This window comes from Bacillus sp. FJAT-27986 (assembly GCF_001685035.1).
GTDB lineage: Bacteria > Bacillota > Bacilli > Bacillales > Pradoshiaceae > Pradoshia.
Window position 1 is genome coordinate 29,724 of the sequence record NZ_MAYV01000002.1, and the last position, 24,919, is coordinate 54,642.

General features: G+C 38.1%; 29 protein-coding genes. 14 read left to right on the forward strand and 15 right to left on the reverse strand.

All coding sequences use genetic code 11. The annotated features are described in order from the left end of the window. Positions 1-27: 27 nt before the first annotated feature. Positions 28-927, reverse strand: a complete 900-nt coding sequence (locus A8L44_RS04850) for a diacylglycerol/lipid kinase family protein (protein ID WP_066102512.1) — start codon at positions 925-927, stop codon at positions 28-30. A gap of 146 nt (positions 928-1,073) precedes the next feature. Here A8L44_RS04850 and rraA point away from each other — a divergent pair, with 146 nt between their 5' ends. From rraA to A8L44_RS04860, 3 genes are all read left to right on the forward strand, one after another. Beyond that, a complete protein-coding gene (gene rraA, locus A8L44_RS04855) occupies positions 1,074-1,559 on the forward strand; it encodes a ribonuclease E activity regulator RraA (protein WP_066102514.1) in 486 nt (161 codons plus the stop codon). A 151-nt stretch (positions 1,560-1,710) separates the two neighbouring features. Beyond that, complete coding sequence (locus A8L44_RS19440) at positions 1,711-1,794, forward strand: putative holin-like toxin (RefSeq protein ID WP_368072419.1); 84 nt, start codon at positions 1,711-1,713, stop codon at positions 1,792-1,794. Between the two features lie 291 nt (positions 1,795-2,085). After that, positions 2,086-3,384 (forward strand): hemolysin family protein, encoded by a 1,299-nt coding sequence (locus A8L44_RS04860; RefSeq protein WP_066102677.1) that lies wholly within the window; start codon positions 2,086-2,088, stop codon positions 3,382-3,384. A 273-nt stretch (positions 3,385-3,657) separates the two neighbouring features. Here the strand turns inward: A8L44_RS04860 and A8L44_RS04865 are convergent, their stop codons facing one another. Both A8L44_RS04865 and A8L44_RS04870 read right to left on the reverse strand, forming a co-directional pair. Further along, positions 3,658-3,954 (reverse strand): rhodanese-like domain-containing protein, encoded by a 297-nt coding sequence (locus tag A8L44_RS04865; protein WP_066102518.1) that lies wholly within the window; start codon positions 3,952-3,954, stop codon positions 3,658-3,660. An 88-nt stretch (positions 3,955-4,042) separates the two neighbouring features. Then, positions 4,043-4,297: a metal-sensitive transcriptional regulator gene (locus A8L44_RS04870; RefSeq protein WP_066102520.1), complete on the reverse strand. Its 255-nt coding sequence runs from the start codon at positions 4,295-4,297 to the stop codon at positions 4,043-4,045. A gap of 263 nt (positions 4,298-4,560) precedes the next feature. On the opposite strand from A8L44_RS04870, the gene A8L44_RS04875 reads away from it, so the two are divergent. The 3 genes from A8L44_RS04875 to A8L44_RS04885 are packed head-to-tail and all read left to right on the forward strand — an operon-like array spanning position 4,561 to position 6,787. Beyond that, on the forward strand, positions 4,561-5,349 hold the full coding sequence (locus tag A8L44_RS04875) for a transporter substrate-binding domain-containing protein (protein ID WP_066102523.1): 789 nt from the start codon (positions 4,561-4,563) through the stop codon (positions 5,347-5,349). Positions 5,350-5,365: 16 nt separating this feature from the next. Next, a complete protein-coding gene (locus A8L44_RS04880) occupies positions 5,366-6,028 on the forward strand; it encodes an amino acid ABC transporter permease (protein WP_066102526.1) in 663 nt (220 codons plus the stop codon). A gap of 18 nt (positions 6,029-6,046) precedes the next feature. After that, complete coding sequence (locus A8L44_RS04885) at positions 6,047-6,787, forward strand: amino acid ABC transporter ATP-binding protein (RefSeq protein ID WP_066102530.1); 741 nt, start codon at positions 6,047-6,049, stop codon at positions 6,785-6,787. Between the two features lie 378 nt (positions 6,788-7,165). Here the strand turns inward: A8L44_RS04885 and A8L44_RS04890 are convergent, their stop codons facing one another. The 7 genes from A8L44_RS04890 to A8L44_RS04920 all read right to left on the reverse strand — a co-directional run bounded on the left by A8L44_RS04890 (position 7,166) and on the right by A8L44_RS04920 (position 13,209). Continuing rightward, positions 7,166-7,708, reverse strand: coding sequence for an REP-associated tyrosine transposase (locus A8L44_RS04890; RefSeq protein ID WP_066102534.1), 543 nt, complete (start codon positions 7,706-7,708; stop codon positions 7,166-7,168). A 197-nt stretch (positions 7,709-7,905) separates the two neighbouring features. Further along, the gene (locus A8L44_RS04895; protein WP_066102540.1) at positions 7,906-8,979 is read right to left on the reverse strand and encodes an ABC transporter substrate-binding protein; all 1,074 of its coding nucleotides are present in this window, start codon (positions 8,977-8,979) and stop codon (positions 7,906-7,908) included. Further along, a complete protein-coding gene (locus A8L44_RS04900) occupies positions 8,976-9,776 on the reverse strand; it encodes an ABC transporter permease (RefSeq protein WP_066102542.1) in 801 nt (266 codons plus the stop codon). The genes A8L44_RS04895 and A8L44_RS04900 overlap by 4 nt, the downstream gene beginning before the upstream one ends. Positions 9,777-9,786: 10 nt before the next feature. Then, on the reverse strand, positions 9,787-10,578 hold the full coding sequence (locus A8L44_RS04905) for an ABC transporter permease (protein ID WP_066102545.1): 792 nt from the start codon (positions 10,576-10,578) through the stop codon (positions 9,787-9,789). Next, positions 10,568-11,674 carry an ABC transporter ATP-binding protein gene (locus A8L44_RS04910; protein WP_066102548.1) on the reverse strand — a complete coding sequence of 369 codons (1,107 nt, stop codon included), beginning with the start codon at positions 11,672-11,674 and terminating at the stop codon, positions 10,568-10,570. Before A8L44_RS04910 ends, A8L44_RS04905 begins: the two co-directional genes overlap by 11 nt. Positions 11,675-11,702: 28 nt before the next feature. Next, positions 11,703-12,245 carry a helix-turn-helix domain-containing protein gene (locus tag A8L44_RS04915; RefSeq protein ID WP_066102679.1) on the reverse strand — a complete coding sequence of 181 codons (543 nt, stop codon included), beginning with the start codon at positions 12,243-12,245 and terminating at the stop codon, positions 11,703-11,705. 211 nt (positions 12,246-12,456) lie between these two features. Next, positions 12,457-13,209 (reverse strand): MerR family transcriptional regulator, encoded by a 753-nt coding sequence (locus A8L44_RS04920; protein ID WP_066102550.1) that lies wholly within the window; start codon positions 13,207-13,209, stop codon positions 12,457-12,459. Between the two features lie 208 nt (positions 13,210-13,417). On the opposite strand from A8L44_RS04920, the gene A8L44_RS04925 reads away from it, so the two are divergent. Beyond that, the gene (locus A8L44_RS04925; RefSeq protein ID WP_066102553.1) at positions 13,418-13,747 is read left to right on the forward strand and encodes a four-helix bundle copper-binding protein; all 330 of its coding nucleotides are present in this window, start codon (positions 13,418-13,420) and stop codon (positions 13,745-13,747) included. Between the two features lie 79 nt (positions 13,748-13,826). Here A8L44_RS04925 and gshAB read toward each other — a convergent pair whose 3' ends face one another. Genes gshAB through A8L44_RS04940 form a run of 3 tightly spaced genes read right to left on the reverse strand, consistent with a single transcriptional unit; the run spans position 13,827 to position 17,805 of the window. Continuing rightward, the gene (gene gshAB / locus A8L44_RS04930; RefSeq protein WP_066102556.1) at positions 13,827-16,061 is read right to left on the reverse strand and encodes a bifunctional glutamate--cysteine ligase GshA/glutathione synthetase GshB; all 2,235 of its coding nucleotides are present in this window, start codon (positions 16,059-16,061) and stop codon (positions 13,827-13,829) included. Positions 16,062-16,087: 26 nt separating this feature from the next. After that, entirely contained in the window at positions 16,088-17,437 is a 1,350-nt protein-coding gene (locus tag A8L44_RS04935) for an MATE family efflux transporter (protein WP_066102559.1), read from the reverse strand. 20 nt (positions 17,438-17,457) lie between these two features. Next, positions 17,458-17,805, reverse strand: coding sequence for an ArsR/SmtB family transcription factor (locus A8L44_RS04940; protein WP_066102562.1), 348 nt, complete (start codon positions 17,803-17,805; stop codon positions 17,458-17,460). 125 nt (positions 17,806-17,930) lie between these two features. On the opposite strand from A8L44_RS04940, the gene A8L44_RS04945 reads away from it, so the two are divergent. The 6 genes from A8L44_RS04945 (at position 17,931) to A8L44_RS04970 (ending at position 22,336) form a co-directional block, all read left to right on the forward strand. Further along, a complete protein-coding gene (locus tag A8L44_RS04945; RefSeq protein ID WP_066102565.1) occupies positions 17,931-18,236 on the forward strand; it encodes a heme biosynthesis protein HemY in 306 nt (101 codons plus the stop codon). A 119-nt stretch (positions 18,237-18,355) separates the two neighbouring features. After that, a complete protein-coding gene (locus A8L44_RS04950; RefSeq protein ID WP_066102568.1) occupies positions 18,356-18,865 on the forward strand; it encodes a DUF3231 family protein in 510 nt (169 codons plus the stop codon). A gap of 30 nt (positions 18,866-18,895) precedes the next feature. Further along, the gene (locus tag A8L44_RS04955) at positions 18,896-19,753 is read left to right on the forward strand and encodes a manganese catalase family protein (RefSeq protein ID WP_066102570.1); all 858 of its coding nucleotides are present in this window, start codon (positions 18,896-18,898) and stop codon (positions 19,751-19,753) included. A 151-nt stretch (positions 19,754-19,904) separates the two neighbouring features. Then, positions 19,905-20,441: a hypothetical protein gene (locus A8L44_RS04960; RefSeq protein ID WP_066102573.1), complete on the forward strand. Its 537-nt coding sequence runs from the start codon at positions 19,905-19,907 to the stop codon at positions 20,439-20,441. A gap of 12 nt (positions 20,442-20,453) precedes the next feature. Next, positions 20,454-21,356 carry an ABC transporter permease subunit gene (locus A8L44_RS04965; protein ID WP_066102576.1) on the forward strand — a complete coding sequence of 301 codons (903 nt, stop codon included), beginning with the start codon at positions 20,454-20,456 and terminating at the stop codon, positions 21,354-21,356. After that, the gene (locus A8L44_RS04970; RefSeq protein ID WP_066102578.1) at positions 21,353-22,336 is read left to right on the forward strand and encodes an ABC transporter permease; all 984 of its coding nucleotides are present in this window, start codon (positions 21,353-21,355) and stop codon (positions 22,334-22,336) included. Before A8L44_RS04965 ends, A8L44_RS04970 begins: the two co-directional genes overlap by 4 nt. Positions 22,337-22,392: 56 nt before the next feature. On the opposite strand, the gene A8L44_RS04975 is transcribed toward A8L44_RS04970, so the two are convergent. Together A8L44_RS04975 and A8L44_RS04980 are read right to left on the reverse strand one after the other, a co-directional pair. After that, positions 22,393-23,298: an AEC family transporter gene (locus A8L44_RS04975; RefSeq protein WP_066102581.1), complete on the reverse strand. Its 906-nt coding sequence runs from the start codon at positions 23,296-23,298 to the stop codon at positions 22,393-22,395. A 260-nt stretch (positions 23,299-23,558) separates the two neighbouring features. Continuing rightward, a complete protein-coding gene (locus A8L44_RS04980) occupies positions 23,559-24,095 on the reverse strand; it encodes a GNAT family N-acetyltransferase (protein WP_066102583.1) in 537 nt (178 codons plus the stop codon). Between the two features lie 137 nt (positions 24,096-24,232). On the opposite strand from A8L44_RS04980, the gene A8L44_RS04985 reads away from it, so the two are divergent. Further along, entirely contained in the window at positions 24,233-24,913 is a 681-nt protein-coding gene (locus A8L44_RS04985; protein WP_066102587.1) for an N-acetylmannosamine-6-phosphate 2-epimerase, read from the forward strand. The last annotated feature ends 6 nt before the right edge of the window (positions 24,914-24,919 follow it).

The following is a 24,919-nucleotide window of genomic DNA, read 5'->3' on the forward strand; positions in this document are numbered from 1 at the left end:
AAAGAAGTACTTTGTAACCCCAAGGTACTAATACCCCTTAATCATGTGTATATGATGCTTTAGGATTTCCAAAGTTGCTGGAGTTTCCAAATAAATTTCGCCATCTGTGTCCGCGTCCAGCACTTCTTCTGTTTCAATTGACAATGATTTGGTCTGCAAATGAAACAGCCTCGTTTCAGCATCATTTAGGTTTATATCAGGAGAATTAAGTGAAAATAAATCAAGAAACGCACCAAATGATGATTCTTTCACTACTAATACATCAAATAATCCATCATCCATATTAATGGATGGCAGAGGGATTTGATTAGATCCAATGAATTTCCCATTCAGCACCATGATCATGACTGCCTCATCTTCATACTCACCTTGATCAGTCTTCATTTTATAATGAAATGTCTCTGCCTCTTTCACCGTTCGTAATGCACTAATAAAGTAACTCATTTTCCCCATTAATCTCTTTTGGTTTTCATCAATATTGCTTGATGTATGGGTGATTAGCCCGATCCCCCAAAAATTAAGAAAGTAGTGGTCATCATTAACTTTTCCTACATCTACCGGAACTTGTTGGCCACTCATGATTGTCTCTGCCGCTTTTTTTAGATTTTGCGGGATATTAAGCATTCTGCTGAAATCATTACATGTACCACCCGGCAAAATAGCTAAAACAGGCCTCTTATCCAGAGCAGCAAGCCCATTGACAGCTTCATGTACCGTTCCATCTCCACCAAGGATAATAACAAGGTCATATTCTTCCCCAAGCTTAAGACAGATTTTTTTGGTTTCACCTGCCTCTTCCGTTTGCACCACTTTTAATTCTTTCGTTTCAGTACTAATTACAGGGAGTACGGCGGCAAGTGCCCGATCTGTTTCTGTCTGACCGGCAGAACCATTGTAAATAAATAGTACCTTATTAAATATACTCATTATTTTTTCTCCTTATCTTCAGAAAACTTGTATCTCTTATATTCCCATGAAGCCGGTATTTAGAAACATTCATCTCTTAATAAATGGAAAATTTACAGAAAATTCAATATAATTAACTTGCAACTAAATTTTGAAAGGATGTTTCCATGAAAACGGCTGATTTATGTGATGAGTACGCTGACAGGTTAAGTCTATGTAAAACCCCTTTCTATTCTTATGGTAAGAAAAAGGAATTTCAGGGCGAAATACGAACCGTTGAGGTATATGAAGACAATTCAATGGTAAAAGAAAGCTTGGAAACGATTGAGCCTGGAACTATTTTAGTTGTAGATGGTGGGGGCTCTCTAAATTGTGCATTATTGGGTGACCAGTTGGCAGCCATTGCAGCTGAGAGAAAAATAAACGGAATCATTATTAATGGCTGTGTCCGGGATTCAGCTGACTTGGCCCATATAGAAGTTGGAATAAAAGCGATTGGAACATGCCCATTTAAAAGTAAAAAGAGAGGCGAAGGTACAAAAGGCGGAACACTATCATTCGGAAACGTAGAATGGACTCCTGGACAATTTGTGTATGCTGATGATGATGGGATTATTATTTCAGAAAAACCATTGGAATCCAAGTCGGGATAAATATATCTCGGCTTTTTTGATGAGTCGAAAGTCATTATTTCCACTTAAAACGAACACTTGTTCTTATTGTTACTAAATGTATGCTATAATGAACTAGCAAAAGTCACTTCCATTAAGCAGACACCAACCATCCGAAATGGAGTGATGTCCCATGTCAATCTTTGAGACATTTATGGTAACATTCAGCTTTGCCACCTTACTTCTAACAGTAATCACGATAAATAATAAAAAATAGACCTCACTGCTCTAAAAAGATAGTGAGGCCTAAAAAAATCAATACTCGTCTCCGTTAAGGAGTGGCTTTTGCAGAATCATGAATGCCCACCATTCATGATTCTTTCTATTTAAAGAGTATCATAAAGATTGAGCAAAGTCACTTACAGGAGTATCCTGTTTATATGTGTATTTTTTCCCATATGTCGCAAAAAAGTTTAAACCCGTTCCTGATGGTGAAGAAATATACAAAGGGATATTTGTCAGGAGGTGAATCTTTACTCCGGACGGGTAAAGAGATTGAATGGAGACGATGGACATAGTTAATATAGTTTTACTTTTATTTTTATTGGTGAGTACGATGTTCTTTGTGGCATCAGAGTTTGCCATTGTTAAGGTCCGTGCGACCAGAATAGATCAGCTTGTTGCAGAAGGAAATCGAAAAGCAATGGCAGCCAAGAGGGTCGTAACACATTTAGATGAATATTTGTCAGCGACACAACTTGGGATTACGATTACATCATTAGGGATCGGTTGGCTTGGGGAGCCCACCGTTAAACATCTCATTGATCCCCTATTTGAAAAACTGCACATCCAGGATTCTGTAGCAAGTATTATTTCCTTTGTGATTGCATTTTCTATTATTACCTTTTTACATGTTGTAGTGGGAGAATTGGCGCCTAAATCCGTTGCGATTCAAAAAGCAGAAACGATTACAATGAATTTCGCACGGCCGCTTATTATGTTTTATAGAGTGATGTTTCCGATTATATGGGCATTGAACCATTCTGCCCGATTTATCACAAGCCTATTTGGCATTAAACCGGCTAGCGAAGGAGACATTGCCCATTCTGAAGAAGAGTTGCGGATGATTCTGACTGACAGTTATAAAAAGGGAGAAATCAATCAATCTGAATTTAAATATGTAAACAATATCTTTGAATTTGATGATCGGATTGCCAGAGAAATCATGGTGCCTCGAACAGAAATTCAAACGTTTCAAAAGGATGATATTTTAGAAGATATTGTTGCTTCTTTAAATAATGAACAATATACGCGCTATCCCGTTACAGATGGAGATAAAGATACGATTATTGGATTTGTGAATGTTAAAGAATTACTAACAGCCAGTCTTAGAAGCGGTTTGAAAACAGATATGCCAATCCGTGATTATGTTAAACCACTTATCACGGTAATTGAAACGATTCCTATTCACGATTTACTTGTGAAAATGCAGAAGGAACGCATACACATAGCCGTGTTACTTGATGAGTACGGCGGTACTTCCGGTATTGTTACGGTTGAGGATATTCTTGAAGAAATCGTTGGGGAAATCCGCGATGAGTTCGATACAGATGAGCTACCAGAGATTCGTAGAATAGGTGACTATCATTATATTCTAGATGCAAAAATGCTATTGTCTGAGATTGAGGATTTGCTTGGAATACAAATGGACTATCCGGATGTAGATACATTAGGCGGTTGGTTTTTAACTCATAAAATCGATGCAGCCATTGGGGATACATTGGAAGAGGATGGATTCATCTTTACTGTAGAGGATGCTGAAGATCACCATCTTTTATATATTGAAGTGAAAAAAGCATCCGAGTAAATAATAAAAGGAGCATACACACTGAATGGTTGTATGCTTATTGCTAGAATAGTAAGTTAGTATTATGAACTCATTTTTATTAAGATTTTGTTGATTACATTTGGATTTTCCTATTATGTAGGAGCAAAGAATTTAATTGGATCCAGTAAACTGATATGGACATCAATAAAAAACATTAGGATTCTATTAATTCACCTGAACTCAATTAATTTCAAAAAAATGATTGCAAAAAAGACGAGAATGGGATAGACCCCAAGTTCTCGTCTTTTCTTATTATTCAGTTTTCCCTTCCCACTCTAGCATGCCACCATTCATATTGGTCACATCGTATCCTTCAGATTCAAGGAACTGAACAGCTCTGGCGCTTCTTCCTCCTGCATGGCAAACAACTATATATTCTTTTGATTTATCTAACTCATTCATCCGAAATTCAAGCAGGCCTAATGGAATATTAACCGCTGTTGGAATTTTCCCGTTACGTACTTCATCTACTTCACGAACATCAATAATATTTAAGGACTGCCCTTCAGCTAGTTTTGCTTCCACTTCTTGTGGCTCAATTGTTTTCATCGTACTGATTCCGCCTCCTTTAAGATTTCAACGTAACATTACCCCTATAGGTATATCAAATTTTATTAAAAAAAGCCAACCGAAACTCTCAGCGACTTTTGACCAACAGATGCACTGCTTCATTCACTAACTTTTCCTTCTCTACATCTTCCGCATTTTTTACGCACTCAATAAGGTTACTGCTGACAATGACTCCAATTGTCTTGTCTACTGCAGACCTTACCGCAGATAACTGAGTCACGACTTCTTTGCAATCTTTTCCATCCTCCATCATTTTAAGTATCCCGCGTAATTGACCTTCCATCCTCTTAATACGGTTTTTGACTTTATCATCATATTCCATCTGAAAATCACTCCTTAAGTTATTCAAATCTATATCAGCGATAAATTCATCTTTCAGCTTCTTCTTTATACTATTTATTCCCTATTAATTAGTATCAGTATACCTGAAAATCTCAGCGTATTCTATGATGACATACAGGTCCTTCTTCTTACTATTTGCTATTCCAATAAAGTTGTTTTTTAGTATTTTGGTTAATTACTGGCATTAATGGGTATTTAGTTAGAAAGCAAGCTCTATTGACACTGAAAGGAGATTCAACTGGAATGAAAAAAAATATTCTTCCGTTTATCTTTCTACTCCTTCTGCTAGGTTCCTTGACTGCCTGTGCAGAAAAGGAGCAAATGGCAAGCGGGGCAGAATTGATTAATAACGATCAATTCGTTTTCACCGCTTCCGGGGAATTTAAGCCCTTCAGCTATATGAACGATGATATGACAATGACTGGCTTTGATATTGAAGTTGGGGAAGCCATCGCTAAACAATTGGGGCTTGAGCCTGTCCAAAAACAAATGAAATTCAAGGGAATTGTTGAAGGTGTAAAAACTGGGAGAGCTGATGCCGCAGTGGCCAGCCATACCATTAATGAGGCACGTTCAAAATTCGTCCTCTTTTCCACTCCCTACTACTATTCAGGACCACAAATTTTCACCCGTCCAGACAGTGATATCAAGACAGTTGAAGATTTAAAAGGGAAAGAAGTTGCAGCCGCCAAAGGATCTACATATGCAGACACTGCGAGCAGATATACATCTGATATTAAAACATACGATAGTGATGTGACTGCACTCAAGGCATTAAGCAATGGCCGACATGATGCTGTCATTACCGATTTTGTCACTGGGAAAACCGCTGCCAAAGAAGGCTTCAAAATTGTTGGACAACAGCTGATTGAACGAAGTGAGCAAGCTATAGTGCTTCCACAGGATAATCCAAAACTTCTTGAAGAGGTTAATAAAGCACTTGAGGAACTGCGCAAAAACGGTACTCTATCAAAAATTAGTATGAAATACTTTGGCGAAGATATTACTCAAAAACCAGATAATAAAGAATGAAAGGGAGCTGTTACGATTGCAAGATTTATCACACTTTTTTCAAACATTAGTTGATACCCGCGGGGTATTCTTCGATGCACTTCTGTTAACTCTTGAATTGACTGTCGTCTCCATCATAATCGGAATTATAATAGGACTATTTGTAGCTTTACTTAAAATCTCGAAAATTAAATTGCTCGGTTACATTTCCGATGCTTATATATATCTTGTTCGCGGAACCCCGTTAATTGTCCAAATTTTCATTCTTTATTTTGGGTTCAGCGGCATCTTTCTTATACCGGATTTCTGGGCAGCATCATTGGCTCTCGCCTTTCATAACGGGGCCTATATTGCTGAGATTTTCCGGGGAACAATTCAATCCATTGATAAAGGACAAATGGAGGCTGGCCGCTCGCTTGGTATGACACGCGGACTCGCCATGCGCCGAATCATTTTCCCTCAAGCCTTACGAAGAGCCCTCCCGCCACTCGGTAACCAATTTATTATCGGTCTAAAGGATTCTTCTCTCGCTGCTTTCATCTCATTGAATGAGCTGTTTAATGTGGCGACCACTCTCGGATCCAATAATTTTGACGAGATGACCTATTTACTCATTGTTGCTGTCTACTATCTAATATTGGTTGCTGTGTTAACACTGGGTCTTCGAGCACTTGAAAAAAGAATGGCAATTAGCGATTAGTAAGAGGGGGAAACAAAAATGAATGAATTACGAGAAATGATAAAAGTCGAAAATCTGAATAAATCCTTTGGAGATCTGCATGTATTAAAAGATATTAGTTTGACTGTCTATGAAAGCGATGTTGTCTGTTTACTTGGTTCAAGCGGATCTGGTAAAAGTACATTGCTGCGCTGCTTAAATTATCTTGAAAAAAAGGATAGCGGCTCCATCATTATTGAAGGTGAACAAATCGAAACAACAACCCATAATATTAATGAAGTACGCCAAAAAATCGGGATGGTCTTTCAGCACTTTAACCTCTTTCCTCATAAGACTGTACTGGAAAATATAATTGAAGCACCTATTATGGTAAAGAAAATAGCCAAAGATACAGCTAAACAAGAAGCATTAGAGCTATTAAAAAAGGTTGGCCTTGATGACAAGGCAGATGTTTACCCAAATAAACTATCCGGTGGACAAAAGCAACGTGTAGCCATCGCCCGTGCCCTGGCGATGAAACCTGATATCATGCTATTCGATGAACCAACCTCTGCCCTGGATCCAGAGCTGGTTGGTGAAGTATTGACCACCATGAAGGAACTCGCCCAGGATGGAATGACGATGGTTATTGTCACTCACGAAATGGGCTTTGCACGCGAAGTTGCTGACCAAATCCTCTTTATGCACGAAGGAAACATCCTGGAAAAAGGCACTCCTGAGCAAATATTTGAAAATCCTAAAGAAGAACGGACACGAGAGTTCTTTGGAAGTCAGTTATAATATCCCTAACTATGTTGAACCCTCCATCAATGGGAGGGTTTTTTTACGTATTTTAGCTTCGTCATGGACTTCAACTACCTATCACCCGCCTTTACCCCGGTATAGCTGGTCCATAGGTGCCTCATAGCTCGGGGATAGGTGCTTCCCTCTGGACTTCAACCGCCTTTCACCCTCCTTTACCCCGGTATAGCTGGTTCATAGGTGCCTCATAGCTCGGCTAGAGCTCAGCTTTCCCCCGGACTTCACCTGCCTTTCACCCACCTTCCACATAATATAGGGAACTTTTTATGACTGCATAAAGGTGGACCAGAAATGCTCATATGCTCTTCCACAAAAAAAGTGCTCAATGAATGAGCACCTTTTAGTCTATGACAACCATTATGATTGTTTTTCAATGAATTTTTTATATAATTCTTTTGAATTATTTGGATAAAAAGAATAGGTAGTATCCGTTTCGATTAGTGGATGATTGCGAGGTGAGTGATTGGAGAATGTGGCATAGCTGCTCCACTGATAATCCTGAGGGTTTGTAACCAATCCTGCCACAACAGGATTTATATGGATATATTTACTGACATTTAAAAAATCATTTGAGCTATCAACGATTCTGAAATAGTAGCTTGCTTGAAATACATGCCCCTGAGATTTGTAGGTATGGTTAAAATACATGGCATATCTTTGTTGAATGGTTTGCATGATTTTGCTTAAAGGAGAATTGGAGGTTTCTAAGAGAAGGTGAAAGTGGTTGTTCATAAGGCAGTACGCATGGAGTTTAAAATCATATTTACTATGGGCTTCAGCAAGAATAATCATGAATCTATGCTTATCGATCATATTATGGAATATTGGCTCCTTTCTAACCCCTCTATTGGTAATGTGATAAATTGAAGTTATTTCAAATTGATTCAGAGTGTTGGACAAGTATTTTTCCTCCTTAATAAGTTAATACATTACTCTTTCGTTCATGGCTGGCAAAATTCCTTTTGGATTGTGAAAAATATAACATAATTTCACGTCCATCTTTTACATTCTGGTTTGCTGGCTACTTCAAGAAAATCATTTCTTTAGATAAACAGAAAAACCGACCCCACCCCCAGGTGAAATCGGTTTTCAAAGTGTCATTTTTTATGCATTTTAAATTCAAGGAAAAGTTCATTATAATGCGCGAGCATCTTTTTGCCGAGATTATCGTAGACCTCAAGTCGGTCTGTTAGCTCAGCAGGTGGATAGAAGCGTTCATCCCCTGAAACTTCTTCTCCTAAAATTTCTAACGCTGCATTATTTGGTGTGGAATAGCCTACATAGTCTGCGTTTTGAGCAGCATTTTCAGGATCCAGCATGAAGTTAATGAATTGGTGTGCTCCGTCCACATTTTTGGATGTTTTCGGAATAACCATATTATCAAACCAGAGATTAGAGCCTTCTTCCGGCACTACATAATCAATGTTTTCATTATCCCACATAATATCAGCTGCATCACCGGACCAAACCAGCCCGACTGCTGCCTCCTCCTGAGCGAGAAGCATTTTGATCTCATCACCCACGATTGCTTTAATGTTCGGAGTTAATGTATCTAATTTATCCTTAGCTTCCTGCAAATGCTCTTCATTCGTGTCATTTAATGAATAATGAAGGCTATTCAATCCCATTCCAATGACTTCACGAGCACCATCAACAAGCAAGATTTTATTTTCTAATTCTTCGTCCCATAAATCATTCCAGCTTTTGAATTCTTTATTCGGAAGGAGCTTTGTATTATAAGCAATTCCGACTGTTCCCCAAAAATATGGAATGGAATACTTATTTCCCTTATCAAAGGAAAGGTCTAGGAAGCGAGAATCAATGTGCTTTAAATTTGGTATTTTATCGTGATCTATTTCAATCAACAGGTTTTCTTCCTTCATTTTGCTGATTGCATATTCTGAAGGAACAGCTACATCATAGAACGTACCGCCCTGTTCGATTTTCGTCATCATCGCTTCGTTTGAATCGAAGGTTTGGTATATGACTTTAATGCCTGTTTCCTCTTCAAATTTTTCAATTAAATCCGTATCGATATAATCTCCCCAGTTGTAAACCGTTAAGGTATTATCTCCGGCATATCCTTCATGTGCATTTAATCGATTGATCAAATATAAAAGGCCGAATGATACAACCAAAATCAGAATCAGGGTACGGGTTAGCTTGCTCATTCCTTAACCCCCATTCGCGGCTTGGTGCTTCTTTGTGTAATAAAGTAATATCCAATAACCAATAAAATTGTAAATAAGAATAGCAAGGTTGATAATGCATTAATCGTTAACGATATACCTTGACGAGCCATGGAGTAGATTTCTACGGATAGTGTGGAGAATCCATTCCCTGTCACGAAGAAGGTTACGGCAAAATCATCCAGTGAATAGGTCAATGCCATAAAGAAACCAGCAAAAATACCGGATGTGATGTAAGGCAGAATAACCTTTGTCAGCACATTCCACTGGCTCGCCCCCAAGTCACGAGCCGCATCGATCAATGTCGGGCTCATTTCCTGAAGTTTAGGCAATACCATAATTACAACAATCGGAACACTGAAAGCAATATGGGATAAAAGAACGGACATAAAGCCAAGTTTAATCCCAATAATGGTGAACATAATTAAGAAGGAAGCACCAATAATGACATCAGGGCTTACAATCAAAACATTGTTCAAGGAAAGTAATGTATTTTTCGTCCTTCTCTTGCGTACCTCATGTATGGCCAGTGCTCCAAAAACACCAATCACTGTAGAAATTGTAGCTGAAAGCAGAGCAATAACCAGTGTATTCAACACAATAATAAGCAATCGCGTATCGGCGAATACTTCTTTATACCATTGCAGCGTAAAACCATCAAAGCCATGCATTTTTCCGCCGCTGTTAAATGAATAGAACATCAGATAGAAAATTGGTGCATAAAGGATGGCAAACACTAAGATTAGATATAGATTTGATAGCTTAAATTTCTTTTTCATTGTCCATCCCTCACTTTCTTCTGCCTGTCAGAATCATGATTAATGCCATTGCGATAATTAGGAATACCGCTATCGTAGCTCCCATTCCCCAATCTTGCGTAACGAGAAAATGCTGTTCAATTGCTGTTCCCAATGTAATCACTCGGTTACCTGCAATCAAACGAGTAATCATAAACAATGACAGGGCTGGGATAAAGACAGCCTGTGCACCTGATTTCACTCCGTCGAGTGTCAGAGGGAAAATGACACGGCGGAAAGTCATCCATTTGGATGCTCCAAGATCACTGGCTGCATCTACATAGGATTGGTTCATTTCCTCTAGCGCATTGTAAATTGGCAATAGCATAAACGGTATAAATATATAGGTAGAAACAAAGATGAAACTAAAATCAGTAAATAGAATTTGCTTTGTTCCTATTCCAAAAACCTCTAAAAAGGCGTTGGCAGCACCATATGTGCCAAAAATACCAATAAAGGCATATGCTTTTAAAAGTAGATTAATCCAGGTTGGTAAGATAATTAATAAGAGCCATAATTGCTTATGCTTTGTTTTCGTTAATAAAAATGCCGTTGGGTATGCAATTAATAAAGAAATAACTGTAACTAAGAAAGCATACCAAAACGAACTTAATGTCATTTTCAAATAGACTGGTGTAAAGAAGTTGCTGTAATTATCCAACGTGAATTGGCCGTCAATCCCAATAAAGGAGTAATAGACAACCAGGATAATCGGGAATACAACAAACAATGCAATCCAAATAGAGTATGGAATCAGATAGAGAGTTTTCGCTTTATTCTTCATGGCCGGCCTCATTATATGCTTCTAAGCGTTTATCGAATTCTTCTTCCGTTTCCCCCGGCAGCATGACATGAATGGCTTCTTCATCAAAACTCAACCCAATTTCTTCCCCAACAACCGCTTTTTTCGTAGAGTGTACTAGCCACTCATTACCTGCTTCATCAAAACAGCAAATTTCATAGTGAACACCACGGAATAATTGGGAATCAACGCGTACCTGCATTTTTCCTTGTTCGAGTGTAGTAATCTCTAAATCCTCAGGACGGATTACCACTTCTACAGACTCATTTTCTCTGAAACCGCCGTCTACGCAGTCAAAACGTTTATCTGCAAATTCTACTATATAGTCGGCAATCATTCTACCGGGAACAATATTGGATTCTCCGATAAAGTCTGCGACGAATCGGTTAACAGGCTCATCATAGATATCAGTTGGCGTACCGCTTTGCTGAATTCTGCCTTTGTTCAAAACAAAAATCTCATCACTCATCGCCAATGCTTCTTCTTGGTCATGCGTAACAAAGATGAAGGTAATACCAAGGCGGCGTTGAAGCTCACGCAATTCATATTGCATTTCAGTACGAAGCTTTAAATCGAGCGCCGATAAAGGTTCATCAAGTAAGATTACTTCCGGTTCGTTTACAATCGCACGGGCAATGGCTACACGTTGACGCTGTCCACCGGACATTTCTTTAATTTCACGGTTTTCATAACCAGCCAGGTTAACAAAGCGTAATGCTTCTGTCACTTTCTTGGCAATGTCTGCATTTTTCATTTTTTTAATGCGTAAACCAAATGCAACATTTTCAAATACATTTAGATGTGGAAATAGGGCGTAATCCTGGAATACTGTATTTACCTGGCGCTCATTGGCCGGGACATTATTTATTAATTTACCGTTAAAGTAAATCTTTCCTTCAGAGGGCTGCATAAATCCGGCAATTAAGCGGAGAATCGTCGTTTTTCCGCAACCTGATGGTCCTAAGAGTGTATAGAATTTCCCTCTTTCAATTTCAAAGCTAACATCATTTAATACCGCTGGATCGTCATCATATTGCTTCGTGACGTTCTCAAAACGAATAATTGTATGATCATTCATGTTCATTACTCCTTCTTGTGGATATTAATTATAGATAAGAATCCGTCGCTACAAGCAATAATTCTGAAATCCCGTTGAAATCATTAATTATCTGATGTTCTTCGGTTGCGTTAAAATAAATTGCTTCTCCTGCCTTGGCAAAGTATGTCCTTCTGCCGAGTGTTATCATGATTCTCCCTTTTAATACATAGCCAAATGTCTCTGAAAGTGAGGGCTCAAATTTTTTGAACTCTCCCTTTTCCTGCAATGTAAGCAATATGGGTTCCATTTCTTTTTCATTTGATTCTGGAACAAGCCATTGGATTTGATAACCCCGATCTTCATCTATAAAATCTGTCGTATCATTTTTTCCGTATACTACTTTTTGTTCACGTTCTTCCTCATCAAAAAATTGCTTTGGGGTACAGCCGAGAACCTCGAGTATATCGAAGAATGTTTCGATAGATGGTGAACTGAGACCTCTTTCAAGTTGTGAAATATACCCTTTACTTAAATCTGTTCTTTCACCAAGTTCTTCTTGAGTCAGACCTTTTTTTAATCTTAAATTTTTAATTTTGCTTCCGATTTCCATTAACATGGTATGACCTCAATTTCGTTTATTATAAGTAAACTCTAACTAGAGAAAGTTTATTATTATCAAACTTAATGTTTACTACCAAACTCAGATTATTATACAACATTTTTAGGAAACATCAACAAAAATATATAGCAAAATAAGATTTTTAAATTTTATAAAAAATAGGTGCCTATCTTTTCAGGCACCTATACGTCATTCTATTTAATTAGCGGCAATAGATTTGAATAGCATCATGTAAATATCGGGCAAGCCCCGGCTTTGTACTATCGATATTATCAGTAAAACGTTTGTCAGAAATATACATCTCGCCAAGCCCTTTAAATATTTCCGGTGTGCAATTATAAAAATGTTTACAAATATGCATTCGCCATTCATGGACGATTTGTTGAACCTCACTATCCGCAGGATCCCGGTCCATTAATTCAGCTAAAGACTGATAAATTTGTTGATTTTCTATTTCAATTGCCTTCCAATCATCTGCTTGATAGCCATTTGTTTTTTGCTGGGATTGGCGAAATGCCTCCGTGTCTGCATACTTTTCCTTAACTTCTTTTTCATACTTTTTTATATGTGCTTCAACTCTACTCATATCAAATGGCTCGAACATATCCTGCCTTGACATTTTCCTTCCTCCTTTAATTGCCTGGGCGGTCTGATCTATGGATTGAATAATTTTCTCCAGCCGCTTCTGCTTTTCCTCCAGAACCTTTTTATGTTTCATCAAGGAATCCAAGTGGTCAAATTGGGGATCATCCAGAATAGCTTTGATCTTATTTAGCGGTAAGTCCATTTCTTTAAAAAATAATATTTGCTGAAGGCGTGCTAAATTTCCCTCATTATATAAACGATATCCATTCTCCTCAATATGAGCTGGTTTTAACAGATCAATTTCATCATAATAATGTAAAGTTCTAACACTGACTCCAGCAAGCTCGGAGACTTCCTTTATCTTATACACCTCTCTCACCCCTCCCTTCCTTTATCTTATACACCTCTCTCACCCCTCCCTTCCTATATCGTAAATGATGACGTAACGTTAGAGTCAAAGCATTTTAGATATTTTAATGAGATTAGCGAACGTCAACATCCATATTGAGTTTATTCCCTTCCAGCAAGGGAATGTGAATAGATAGGGATATAACCATTTTTAATGAGGAGGTTTTTTTATGAATAAAGACATGTACCAAGTCTGTATAGATGCCTGTATTGAATGTATAGATGCTTGTAATGTATGTTTCGATGCTTGCTTAGAAGAGGATCACATGAAGATGATGGCAGATTGCATCCGCCTGGATCGAGAATGCGCGGACATTTGTGCATTGGCGGTTAAATCAATGCAATCTAACAGTCCTTTTGCAAAAGAAATCTGTAATCTTTGTGCAGTGATTTGTAAAGCTTGCGGCGAGGAATGTCAAAAGCACGATCATGACCATTGCCAAAAATGTGCCGGGGCTTGCTTCAAATGCGCTGATGCTTGTCTCAGCATGACTGCCTAAATCAATATGGCAGGAGTTTATTTTCTTATATTTAGCAAAAGGCCGCAACAGATATTACTAAACCTGTTGCGGCCGCTTTTTACTTCCCAAAAAGTAATTGAAGAATTCGCTCCCCTGCTCTTCTATTTTCTCCTTTGTAAGGATAACAATGAATATGGATCGCAGGATTAAAATTAAGTTCGATAATTCCATAATTTTGTTCACTGACATTGGCAGTCGGATCATCAATCATCATATCGACTCCACAGATTGTAGCACCAGCAGCTTTTGCAGCTTGAATGGCCAATTCCTTATAGCTCCCTGATATAGCATCAGTAAGATCTAGACTATCCCCGCCAGTGCTGATATTAGAATTCTCTCTTAAATAAACAAGCTCTCCTTCCGCCGGGATATAATCGAAATCCTTTCCCTGTCCCTTTAGGAAAAGTGCTTCACTTTCCCCTAACTGAATCTTCTCCAAGGGTGTTTTATAGCCCTTTCCCCGTAAAGGATCTTTATTTTTCGCTGTAACCAATTCAGCAATACTGGATTGTCCATCACCTTTCACATTGGCTGGGACACGATGAAGGATCCCTGTCACTTCATCTCCCATTACAAGAAACCGATATTCCTTTCCACTGAGGAATTCCTCAACCAACACAGTACGATCATGAAGAAAAGCCATCCCTAATGCTTTTTCATAGTCCTCTTTTGAAAATGAATCTTTGAAAATCGTAATTCCCAAACCAAAATTTGTTGATTTCGGCTTGATTACAATTTGCTTGGCCTTATATTTCTCATAATCCATAACTGCTTCCTCTAGTGATTGATAGGCCCCTCCATTCGGAACTCTCATCCCAGCATTTCGAAGAATCTTCTTCGTAACAAGCTTATTCTCCATAACCAAAACAGTACTGTATGAATCGAGCGATGTTTTGGTCGCCTGCTTCACATACTCTGTTTTCTTCCCATCAGATAAAGCAATAAAGTTTTCATCTCGATCAACAATCTCGATTCCTATTCCTCTTTTAATAGCATCTTTAATTAAAATTTGCGTTGAAAGCTCCATATCCTCATATCCCAATAAAGTGAATGAATGTTTTTCACTTTCGTGTAAATAATCAAAAGAATGTTTCATATGAAACAATTCGTAGGATGACTGCTTTATACCTTCCTTTATTCTTGCTGCATAAGAGAGTTCCGGATCAATTAGCATATTTTCAACTTCGACCAGTATATGGATGTATTTATCAGCTAGAGATAATTCTCGTGCCATTTCCTTCATTCCAGCTATGATGGATAAATAATTCAAATCGGTCTTTTCCTCTTCTTCAAGCAGAAGCATATACAAAATAAATAAGTGAATGAAATAGAGATTCTCTTTACTTGTACCGATTTTAAACAGAGGGTTCAAATCTAACAACCGAATCTCAATATATTGAATCCCTTTATCTAAAAGACCTTGCAGGGGATCTTCACCAGCACCTGCCTTCAAGCGGAGCGTATGATAATATTCTTTTGCGCTCAACAATTCATGTTTCTGAATCAAATTGTGAATATCCTCAACATATTCTTCAACTGATTGATAGGAAACCTGGTAGTCCTTTCGATTTTTATAACCACATACGCTGTTTCTAAATGAATGAACTTGAGGGAGATAATAACTTCCTTGATTTAATTGCTCTGCCCTTAAGACGCAGTCTTGGTTATAAGTATTATGAAACACTGGACTGGCCCCAGTCACATCAACCAATAAATCTCGATAGCGGTTAAAATTACGGCTGATTTTTAAATAAATATCATTTTTAAACTCTTTATATGTTTTATGGCTGGATTGTTCATCATACAATACGTGCAATAGTTCGTCAGAGAACGAGAAATTGTAATGGATACCGCTTATTAATTGCTTTTTTCTTCCGTATTTCTGTGCAAGTTTATATCGGTACTCGGTCTCCTGATCGTTTTCCAGCTTGGCGATTGGAATCAAGCATTCATCGGGAAGAATAGGAGGATTACTGCCTGGCCATAAGTATTCTCCTTGCTTAGATAATTCTAAACTCACAATATCATGTATATTTTCCAGAAACTCAAACGCCTCATCAATCGTCGGGAACACCGGAGTCACCATCTCTATCTGAGACTCAGAAAAGTCGGTTGTAATGTACGGGTGCTTTGCTCTGTCACCGAATGAAGACGGGTGTGGTGTTAAAGCTAATGTCCCATTTTTATGAACCCTATTATTTTCTTTTTCAAGGCCAAAATTTCCCCTAAACAATGTTTCCGATAGGTGTTTTTCTTTCATGAGCTTTAGAAGTCTATGGTCTATATTTGTCATATATGTACTCTCCTTACCAACCGTTCTTATGCGTGTATTCTTGCTGTCTTATTTTTTATTTTTCGCAATGTAAACATAAACCAAATTACCAATACAACACCCTTCAAAAGACTGCTGATTGCGATACTCATCCATACCCCATTTAATCCAAATGGAACGGAAAGAAGGATGGCCATCGGGATTCTGAGCACTGTAAAGGTGATACTAAAAATAGGCGGAATATAGGTTTTCCCCAACCCATTAAATGCTCCGACTGTTAAAAGCTCCATACACATAAATACCTGCGAGTATCCAAGGATTCTCATATAGTCTGCTCCGAGTTTTATACTATCAGGCTCACTGATAAAAATAGAAAAAAGCTGCTCTGGAAACAGGATAAATAGTAGTGACGTAAGTAAACCGAACCCTATGGTCATAGCCAATGCTATTTTATACCCTGCATGGATTCGGTCCATTTTGTTTGCACCATAGTTTTGTCCAATAAAGGCGGCAATCGCACCCTGCAGCCCCCCAATAGTCATATAGGAAATCGACTCAATTTGGATACCAACTTTTTGAACAGCAATCGCCTCTGCTCCCCATTGCACAATAATCTTTGCAATAATGATGGATATGCCGATGAATACTACTCTTTGGACTGTAATTGGAATCCCCATTTTAATTACTTCTATCATCTTACGTCCATTCCAATTTGTATGGCTCCCTAATGATATGAATCGTTTAGAATTAAACCAGAAAAGGAGCGTAACAATAATGTTTGCTGTTAATGTTGCAAGCGCAGCTCCAACAACCCCCATTCCAGGTATAAATCCGATCCCAAAAATTAAAAAAGGATCCAAGATCATGTTAACGAGAAAACCAATAGTGTAGACGCGAAATGGCGTTTTACTGTTTCCCATACTATTTAAAATCATACTGTACAGTAAATTTATAATAGAAAATATAACACCAATCATAGAGATGACTAAAAATTGCACAGCCATTCTCTCCACCTGAGAATCGCCCAGCTCAAAGAAGCCAATAAATGAATCTTTATAGATAAATACAACAAGCGTATATAAAATAGCCAGGATCAGTGACATGATAAACCCGTTTTTTATGTATTCTGCCGCTTCCTCTTTTTTGTTCGCCCCCATACAATGAGCGATTTTGACTCCGCTCCCAATCGAGACCATTGTTGCAAGAGCCAGCGCCAAATTAACGAAGAAACTTGCCGTACCTATGGCAGCAACTGGACCGCTGCCAAGCTTGCCAACCCAAATCATATCGACCATTCCATATGTGGTTTGAATAAAATTTGTTGCTATTATAGGAACGGAAAGCTTCAGAAGAGATGAGGAGATTGCATTTTCTGTTAAGTTATAAGCACCCTTCATCTTGTTTCCCCCTATCTTTTTTACTGCTTACGTAAAAAGCTGATAATTGACTCCAGCCTTTCTTCGCATAATCGATAAATTGTATATTTCCCCTCTCTTCTTCCTTTAATAACTCCGCCTTTTTCCATAATTTTAATATGATGGCTGACCGTGGAATTAGGAAGCGAAAGAGCTGTAACAATTTCACATTTACATAAATCTTCAATTAATAATAATGACAGAATCTCCAGGCGAGTAGAATCACCAAGTGCCTTAAACATTTCTGCTAGCTCCAGTAATGATTGTTCATTATGAACGGCTGGTAGCTGTTGTTTACCTTCTTCGCATATACAGCGCATTCGATGATCTGTTTTCATGACCCAAGACATTTACATTCCCCTCCTCTTCACATAACCATAAAACTAGTTTTATGGTTATATTATACTTCATTATTTTAATAATGGAAATTTTTAAGTTACACTTATAAGAGATCTAGTAGATTGGAGGAGATAGAATGAATTGTAAAATAAATCGGAATGCCGCCAAAGAATTAAAAAAATTATTGAGTACAGAGGAAGCCGACGGGAAAATGATTCGTGTAGTGATTTCCCATATGCATGGCGACCATGCTCACTATGATATTGAATTGAGTACACCAACTGAGCATGACGAAATTGTTAAGACTGATAAGGATATTGATGTCTTGCTTGATAAACGAGAAGAATTCCTGGATGGAGTGTGGATTAAGTACTTCCATCTACCTGAACCAGGTTTTGAAATAACAAACCCTCATAAAGGCGGACATGGACACCATCATTAAAATATTCAATGTAGAGGCAGCCGTTCAATCGGTTGCCTCTTTTACGTATAATTGGTAGTTAATTGGTTCATATTAACAGATGAGTTCTTCAAATTTAAATATAAGGAGTCGACTGATTAATGGGCATTTTAAGTGGAAATCCGCAAAAAGAACCAATGCATTATGGTGAGGTATTTGCTGTATGGTCACAATTAATGGGTGCACAGGCCATGATTCCTGGCTTTCAAACCCTTAAAAACCATACTGGTGATGATGATTTAAAAGATTTATTAGATGACATGATCGCCAATGCTAGATCAGATGTAAAACAACTGCAGGAATTACTAAAACATAATGGTATTGCTCTGCCGCCTGCACCACCTGAAAAACCGGAAAGCCAAATCGAGGCTATTCCTCCTGGTGCACGGTTTACAGATCAAGAGGTTTCTGGACTTGTATCGGCTGATATTGCTGCTGGACTCGTTGCCTGTGCTCAGGCAATGGCTCAATGTATTCGTGAAGACATCGGCTTAATGTTTGGACAATTCCATATGAAAAAGGCACAATTCGGGGCCGCATTATTAAAAATAAACAAAGAAAAAGGCTGGTTAGTTCCGCCTCCTCTTCATGTTGTAACGACAACTGACTAATAAATTCATTAAGAAAGAAGAGAAGCCTGCATGTATTATTACAAAGAAGAGCTAATCAATATAATTAAACCAGATAAGCCAGATCCTGCTGCTGCTAAAGTCTTACAGGAGACCTTAGGCGGTCAATTTGGTGAAATGCGCACAATGATGCAATTTTTCTTTCAGAGTAACAATTTCAGGGGCAAAGACACTCAGTATAAGGATTTGCTTCGAGGGATCTTTTTAGAAGAAATCAGTCATGTCGAGCTTGTTCAGAACACCATTAATCAACTATTAAATGATTCTGGCCTTTCTTCACAACCTGGTGATGGTGGCTCAGATGGAGCTCCTCTAGATGAAGCAATCAAACATGCCAATCCACACCATTATATTATGGGAGCTCAGTCATCTCTTCCAGTAGATGCAGGCGGCAATCCATGGAATGGCTCATGGGTTTATGACCATGGTAATTTAATTGCTAATCTGCTGAATAATTTGATGCTCGAATCAACAGGTGTACTTCAGAAAACAAGAATATATGAAATGAGTAATAATCAAACGTTTCGTGAGACTCTCGGGTTTTTAATTGTCCGGGATAATGCTCATCAAAATGCTTTTGCTAAAGCACTTGAAACCTTAGGTGTGGATTGGGGCAAAATTTTCCCTGTTCCAAATTATGATATAAATAAATATCCTGAATGCAAAAAGTTCGTGGATATGGGCTTCCATAATGCTCAGTTTAACTTCCGATTAGATCCAACTAGAATCGCCGAAGTTTTCCAGGGACAAACACCGAGCAGAAACGGTGGAACCTTGTCAGTCACTCCTCCACCGCAAGGATTCCCTGTTCCACAGCTACCGGAAATGCCAAACGAGCACGCTCCAGGGATAAGCGATTTAAATAGATAAAAGGAATGCAGCTTCCAAATGGAAGCTGTATTTTTTTAATCAATCGATTAATTAAAAATTCCAAATATTTTGTTTACATATTGATTAATCTTTGGATAGAATGAACATTATAGTGCCAACATACCGGGATAAAAAGGGGGGGTAGATTGAGATGCTTAAGAAGTGGGTTATGGGAGTTTTCATAATTTCCCTATTCTGCAGTTTAATAGGATGCAGAGGCCAATTGAGACAGGATGTTTTAATTATGGGATCAATAAAGGAATATAGTGATAGAAGTGTTATTTTATCACTTTCAAGTACACTTCATGAAAATTCTATTCTCCATGTGACCTTAAAAGAAAACGGCAGTGACCAAATCGCATGGGAAGGTGAAACAAAAGTCAAAGAAGACGGCTACATAAAATATGAATTCAAACGCCCTAAAATTTTAGAGCAGTATAAACTTGAAGTCCTCTTTGTACCTGATAAACAACCCGCTTCTGTAAAAGAGATATATGGAGAATCTGGAGAGTATATCAGAGAAGACAGTCTGGGATACAGGTCTTATACATATGACGGAAAAAAAGTGGACGGGATTGTTATGTATGGAATTTTGACAACCTTTGATAAAGAAACAGATGGCAAAAGCCAACACAAGTCATGGGAGTTGGTCTCAGATTTTGCCAATATAGAAAGCATGTTGGAGTAGGTGAATATACATATGAAACAGTTTAAAAAAATTTCTGCCCATTTATTAGATTTTATATTAACCATTCTGGCTATAAACCTTATTATTCTTTTTTTTAGTTCTTTATGGGTATGGAATAATGCAGATCCATCCATTAGCTGGTGGAAGGCTTTCTCAAACCAGGCCAAGGATATTTATGAGGCATTTTTATTTATCGATCAAATTCAAATCATGGTAGACTATAGTTTTTCTCAAGGAATACCGAAATTTTCACTGTTCTGGGTCAGTCTCAAAGACCCGTTTATTTATTCACTTCTTATTTTAGGAGGCACTTTACTAGCAACATTTATTGCCGCTCTATTATTTGAAGTATTCCATTACTTTTCAACAAGAATCCTTCAGAATTTTTTTCGTGAAATTGCCTTCTTTATTCAGTCTATCCCAGATGTCATCATGATCTTCGCGATTCAATTATTTTCAATATGGATTTTCAAAAAAACAGGCTTGCTCATTCTGGATCCCGTTGCTTTAGGAGAGGATCATGTCTACCTTCTACCTATTATTGCTCTATCTATCTTGCCGATTTTTATGCTATTCCAAATGATTGATTTATCTGTCAGTGAAGAGCAACAAAAGATGTATGTGGAATATGCTTATGCAAAGGGCTTGTCCAAAAGAGAGATATTTTTCAAACATATCCTTCGCAACACGACAATCACTATTTTTTCAAATCTGCAATATCTACTGTGGTTCATCATCTCAAGCCTGCTCATTCTGGAGCGCTTATTAAATATGGATGGACTATTCTCCTTTATAAACGGGCTGGACATCAAGTTTATAGCTGTAGGATTGACCTTCTTATTTATCCCCTTCTATTTATTAGATATATGGGGGAAAACGATTGTAAAACGAGTGATGGGCGGTGAACACGGATGATAAAAAAATTACTTAAAAATCCTTCTTTTATGATTGGTTTTCTATTTTTATTCATCCTTATTGTAACCAGCCTTCTCTATCCCGCTTGGATTAAACCGCATCTCGAGCCTCCGCCTGAGCTTATTTATGAAGATGGAAAACTTGTTGATCAACCGGCTTATCCACCAAGCTTAACGCATCCCTTCGGTGTAGACAGACTTGGTCAGGATACATTTTGGAACGTAATTGAAGGAGCTAAATATACATTATTCATTGCTGTATTAATTGGACTTTTGCGGATGTTTTTAGGAATGGGAAGTGGAATCTTATATGGATTGTATCATCAGCGTTTCAACTGGGTAATAGAACCTTTGACTCGAGCATTTCGTTTTATTCCAACCATATTGATTGCCATGATGTTTTTTATATCTGAAAGTGGAATAGATGTGATTTTTCAGCAATGCTTAATGCTTTCATTGATTACCTTTCTTCCTTTAACCTCCGTAATAGGAGATGAACTTCGGTATTACTTAAAAAATGAATTCATCGATGCATCCCGTCTGTTGGGAGGATCTAAATGGTGGATTGTAAAGGTCCATATTAGGCATCATTTAAGATCAAGGTTGATTGTCATTTTTCTTCAGCAAATCGCCCAATCATTAGTGCTGCTAGTTCAGCTAGGCGCTTTTATGTGCGTGATTGGGGGTTATGAAACAATAGACCTTAGTGCTCCAATGAGTGATCCTTATAATGTTGCCACCTCTCTTTCACATGAATGGTCCGGGATGATCGGTCTCTCCTATCATGAACTGCGTTACAATAAATGGATTGTCCTTGGCCCATCACTTGGTTTTATACTTAGCTTGTTTTCTCTGAACCTCATGCTGAGAGGAATTCAAAGCGTGCTGGCAGACCGCTCTCTTATCCACAAAACAAAGGAGCAGGCTCATCCGGTAAAAATCGAGCAAGATGGCTTCCAACTGGTAACCCCCATCAATTAATATAGATGTAAAGGCCCCCTTTTTCACATAGCTGAAAAAGGGGTTTTCTATTGTACTTATAAAATAAACAGGGAAAATAAATACATTAAGATCATGCTGATGAGGATACATAAATTTGAGACCGTACCTATCATCATTGTCGTTCGATATTTAAATTCATGGGCATACGGTATAACAGCGAGGCCAATTGGCAGGACTAAACCGAGTAGTATCGTGTATTTAAACATATCATCAACTGGAAGAACAAAATATAATGAAATACCGACCAGCAATGCAAAGCCATATCGGAATGATAAGTATTTTATAATTGGGCGTATATACTGTTTTTCAAAAGAAAATTTCAAATATATTCCGAGCAGCAATAAGGCCAGTGGCATATTCGCTTTAGATATGATTGTTGCTACTTCTAAAAGCGCCGATGGAAGCTGGATATGACCAAAATTCAAGACACTCATAACAATGTATGTCATTAAAGGAATGGACTTACCAAATTTCATAAGGATGGCGCGCCCCTCCAGCTTCATTCCATTTTCAGAAAAATAACTTCCTACTATATAGGCCAATCCAAATACAATAAAAGAATTACCAACATCAAACATACCAAAATACAGTAATCCCTCTGTGCCCCAAAAGGCCTCAACAAGCGGAAAGGCGAACAGTCCGACATTATATCCTGAGGCAAGCATCATAAAAGTTCCTTTAATCTCACGTGTCTCATTCCTAAACACAAAATAGGCCACTATTGTAGAAAGAATCCCGTAAAGAATAACAATAAGAGTGATTCCCAATAAAGATACCGTTATAGTGGAGGTTTGCAGGGATACAATGACTAGGGATGGCAAGGTGATGTTAAAGATGATTCTCGAAATTACCTCTCCATCAGTTTCCTTTAGAATTCCAGTCCTTTTTAGAAGGTAACCGAGTGCAATAATGATGACAATATATAAAAATTCCTGATTCAACGAGTTCCCTCCTTTACACTATTATTAATTCTATCACTACTATTCTTACAAAAAAGAATGCCCCTCAATTCCACCCGTTTCCACGAAACAGGAATCTTTTCCATACGGCAGTTTCACTAGATAGTATGTACATTAGCTTATCTCGTAGGTATGGATAATTTGTTCCAAGCACACTTATTGCAAGTAATATTCGAAAAAGATGTTTATCATCTTCTTGATATATTTTTTATCCATATCTAAAAAGGCAGTCAACAGGACCGCTATTTTTTACATTGAAAATGAGAAAACACTAAGTTCCACCCCTCCTGATCCTCAGCGTTTCTGATGACCGGCTTAAACCCGAGTTTAAGATAAATATGGATAGCAGTCAGACTCGTTGTCTGGGTTTTCAGATAGGCTTCATTATGGAAAGAGCTCAGAATTTCGAGCGCCTTTATTACAAGGGGTTTACCTAATTTCCTTCCCTGATATTCAGGCAGTATTTCAACCCAATGTAGCCTGCCAGTTTGTTTACCGTTAAAATCGCCAAACCAGGCAGCAGCGGTTCCCACCGGTTTTCCTTCGTCTGTCTCAAGAATGATTACCCTTTTTTTCGCCTCTATCCTATATGGCATAAATTCAGACTCAAACCGTTTCAGAGCGGATTTCATATTGGTAAACTCCTTTGTAGCCGTATTGATTTCAGCCCAATATTGTTCATCACCTTCTCTGAACAGTCGAAAATTAAAACCGCTTGGTAAGATAGCTTCTGGTATATCTCTTAATGTAGCACTCATATAAAGTGAAATATTTTTCATACAAAATCAACTCCTCTCTCAACAGATTACAACGCAGGATAATATTTAATTAATTATCCTAAACATGATTAGCTCAACTGTGTAAAATAGAATTGGATAGTAACTCGTATATTTATTACAGGAGGTCTTGATTACATATGTTACAGGCTATCAAAGGACGTTTAGTCGTTTCATGCCAAGCACTTGAAGATGAACCGCTGCACAGCCCAATGATTATGGGGAAAATGGCGCTTGCTGCCATGCAGGGGGGTGCTGGCGGAATACGCGCCAACTCACATGATGACATCGTTGCAATCAAACAGGAGGTCCCCTTACCTGTTATAGGAATTGTGAAGCGTGAATATCCTGATTCACCTGTCTATATCACTCCGACGCTCCGAGAGGTAAGCGATATTGTATCTGCCGGAGCAGATATGATCGCGATGGATGCAACTTATCGTCCCAGACCATCTAATGTGGAACTTGAATTTTTTGTCCAATCTCTTCGCCTGCACTTCCCTAATCAATTACTTATGGCTGACATCTCCACTCTGGGCGAAGCAATTGAAGCAGAACGAATTGGATTTGATTGTATATCAACCACACTAGTTGGTTATACACCTTATTCAAAGGGGAAATTCATTTATAACGATGACTTCAAATTATTGCGGGATCTTGTATCAACCGTCAAAATCCCAGTCATTGCAGAAGGAAATATTCTAACTCCTGAAATGGCTAAGCGCTGTTTAGAGGTTGGTGCCCATTCTGTTGTTGTAGGCGGTGCAATAACAAGACCTCAGCAAATCACAAAGCGATTCACAGAAAAAATGAAAGCGTAAGAGGAT